The following is a 2,400-nucleotide window of genomic DNA, read 5'->3' as shown; positions in this document are numbered from 1 at the left end:
GACGGCCGGATCACCGATTCTCAAGGGAGGCAAGTCGATTTCCGGAACACGGTGATCATCATGACCTCCAACATCGGATCCCAGCATCTCCTCGACGGGGTCACAGCCGACGGCGAAATCAAGCCGGACGCCAGGGAACGGGTGATGGCGGAACTGCGCGGGCATTTCCGCCCCGAATTCCTCAACCGGGTCGACGACATCGTGCTGTTCTCCCCACTCACCCTGCCCCAGATCGAGCACATAGTGGAACTGCAACTCACCGACCTTCGAAACAGGTTGTCGGAGAGACAGATACACCTGGAAATCACACCGGAGGCACGCCGACTGATCGCCGAACACGGGTTCGACCCTGTCTACGGTGCGCGGCCGCTGCGCCGATACATCGCACACGAGGTCGAAACCAAGATCGGCCGTGCACTGTTGCGCGGCGAGATCAAACCGGACGGCACCATCAGCGTCACGGTGGACGGCGGCGAGCTTGCCGTCGCGTATGCCGAACCCGCCTTCGCGGCGGCCTGAGAAGAGGTAACTGGTCATGGGATCCGAAAAGGTGAAGTGCCCGAACTGCGGCAAGACCAACAACATCCCGGCAGCAGGGGAAGGAAAACCTCGCTGCGGCAACTGCCACGAGCCGCTGCCCTGGATCGCCGCGGCGGGAGACGGTGACTTCGCGGAGATCGTCGAAAAATCCTCGGTGCCTGTGCTCGTGGATCTGTGGGCGACGTGGTGCGGCCCGTGTCGCATGGTCAGCCCCGCGCTCGAGCAGCTCGCCAGAGAACACGTCGGCCAGATCAAGCTGGTCAAGGTCGACGTCGATGCTGCACCCCGGACGGCTGAACGATTCACCGTCCGCGCCGTGCCGACTCTGCTGGTGATGGACCGGGGTGAGGTTCTCGCTCGCCAGTCGGGCGCAGCTCCGGTCCCCCAGCTGCGCACGTGGCTCGATCAGGCGCTATCGGAAAATGCCGGCGAGGAGGCGAAGTCATGAGTCCTGTCCATGCGGACCCACATGTAACCGCGATCCGGGCCGTGGTGCCGCGTACCCCGCAGGGCTGCGAGGAATGTCTTCGCCTCGGCACCCCGTGGGTGCATCTGAGGCTGTGCCTGACGTGCGGACACGTCGGTTGCTGCGACTCTTCGCCGGGCAGGCACGCGAGTGCTCACGCTCACGCCATCGGGCATCCGATCGTCCAGTCGATGGAGCCCGGCGAGGATTGGCGGTGGTGTTATGTCGACCAGAACTTCGTCTGAGGGCGCCTCACCCATCGGGTACAGCCCGCCGGTCGACGACGAGACCCCGGACGAGGAGGGCGCCTTCCCGCGGCTGACAGACGACCAGGTCGCGAAGCTCGAGGTCGGTGGCTCGCGTCGACCGGTTCACGCCGGCGAGGTGCTGATCCGAGAAGGCGCGCCTGACAACGATTTCGTCGTCGTCCTTTCCGGAAAGATCGCAGTCGTCGACGAAGGCGACGCGGACGGCGAGCGCCGGATACTGCGCGTGCACGGTCCTGGGCGTTTCCTGGGCGAGCTCGGACTCCTGGAAGGGCAGGTGGCGTTCTTCACCGCCGAAGCGATCGAGGACGGCGAGGTACTCGTCGTCCCGGCCGAGCAGGTACGCGAGCTGATTGCCCACGATCCCGTGCTCAGCGATTTGATCCTGCGCGCCTACCTTGTGCGTCGGCACTTGCTGATCGGGCTCGGCTCCGGATTCCGGATCATCGGCTCCTGCTTCTCCCCGGATACGTTGCGACTTCGTGAGTTCGCGATGCGAAACCGTCTGCCCCACAAGTGGTTCGACTTGGAACAGGACGAACGAGTGGAGCAGCTGCTACGCAGCCTGAACGTCGCACCCGAGGACACACCCGTCGTGATCTGGCACGGCGAGAAGGTGCTGCGCAATCCGACGAATGCGGAACTCGCACGCGTCGTCGGGCTTCCTGTCCCGGCACCCGTCGCGGACGCAGCCAAGGACGTCTACAACCTCGTCGTCGTGGGTGCCGGACCGGCCGGCCTGGCCGCATCGGTGTACGGCGCCTCGGACGGGTTGAACACGGTGACGTTGGAGCGGATCGCTGCGGGCGGCCAAGCCAGTACCTCATCCCGGATCGAGAATTATCTGGGATTCCCCGCCGGGGTCTCCGGCTCCGAATTGGCCGAGCGAGCCGTGCTCCAGGCCGGGAAGTTCGGCGCCCGCATCCTGGTGTCGGCAGAAGTGACCGGTTTGGGATCCGAGGCCGGGAACCATGTGCTCCGACTGGCGGACGGCGGGTCGGTGCACGCCCGGGCCGTTGTGCTCGCCGCCGGAGCGCGGTACCGCAAGTTGGCCGTTCAGGGGATCGAGGCGCTGGAAGGAACAAGCGTGTACTACGCCGCAACGCATCAGGAAGCACGGATATGCGG

At 65.3% G+C, this 2,400-nt stretch carries 4 protein-coding genes; all 4 read left to right on the top strand.

Annotation, left to right across the window (positions count from 1 at the left end; all coding sequences use genetic code 11):
• Window positions 1–519, top strand: a 519-nt coding sequence (locus ABWI03_RS34095; protein ID WP_353799067.1) for a ClpB D2-like domain containing protein, incomplete at its 5' end; no start/stop codon positions are given.
• Window positions 520–535: 16 nt separating this feature from the next.
• On the top strand, window positions 536–988 hold the full coding sequence (gene trxA / locus ABWI03_RS34090; protein ID WP_136471087.1) for a thioredoxin: 453 nt from the start codon (window positions 536–538) through the stop codon (window positions 986–988).
• Window positions 985–1,251 (top strand): UBP-type zinc finger domain-containing protein, encoded by a 267-nt coding sequence (locus tag ABWI03_RS34085; protein WP_007735548.1) that lies wholly within the window; start codon window positions 985–987, stop codon window positions 1,249–1,251. The genes trxA and ABWI03_RS34085 overlap by 4 nt, the downstream gene beginning before the upstream one ends.
• Window positions 1,229–2,400, top strand: a 1,172-nt coding sequence (locus ABWI03_RS34080; RefSeq protein WP_353799066.1) for a cyclic nucleotide-binding domain-containing protein, incomplete at its 3' end; no start/stop codon positions are given. The genes ABWI03_RS34085 and ABWI03_RS34080, both read left to right, overlap by 23 nt.

The sequence above is a fragment of the Rhodococcus baikonurensis genome (assembly GCF_040489275.1).
In the GTDB taxonomy this organism is placed as follows: domain Bacteria; phylum Actinomycetota; class Actinomycetes; order Mycobacteriales; family Mycobacteriaceae; genus Rhodococcus_F; species Rhodococcus_F baikonurensis.
The sequence above is the reverse complement of the archived record's forward strand: the minus strand, read 5'-3'. Positions and strand labels throughout refer to the sequence as shown.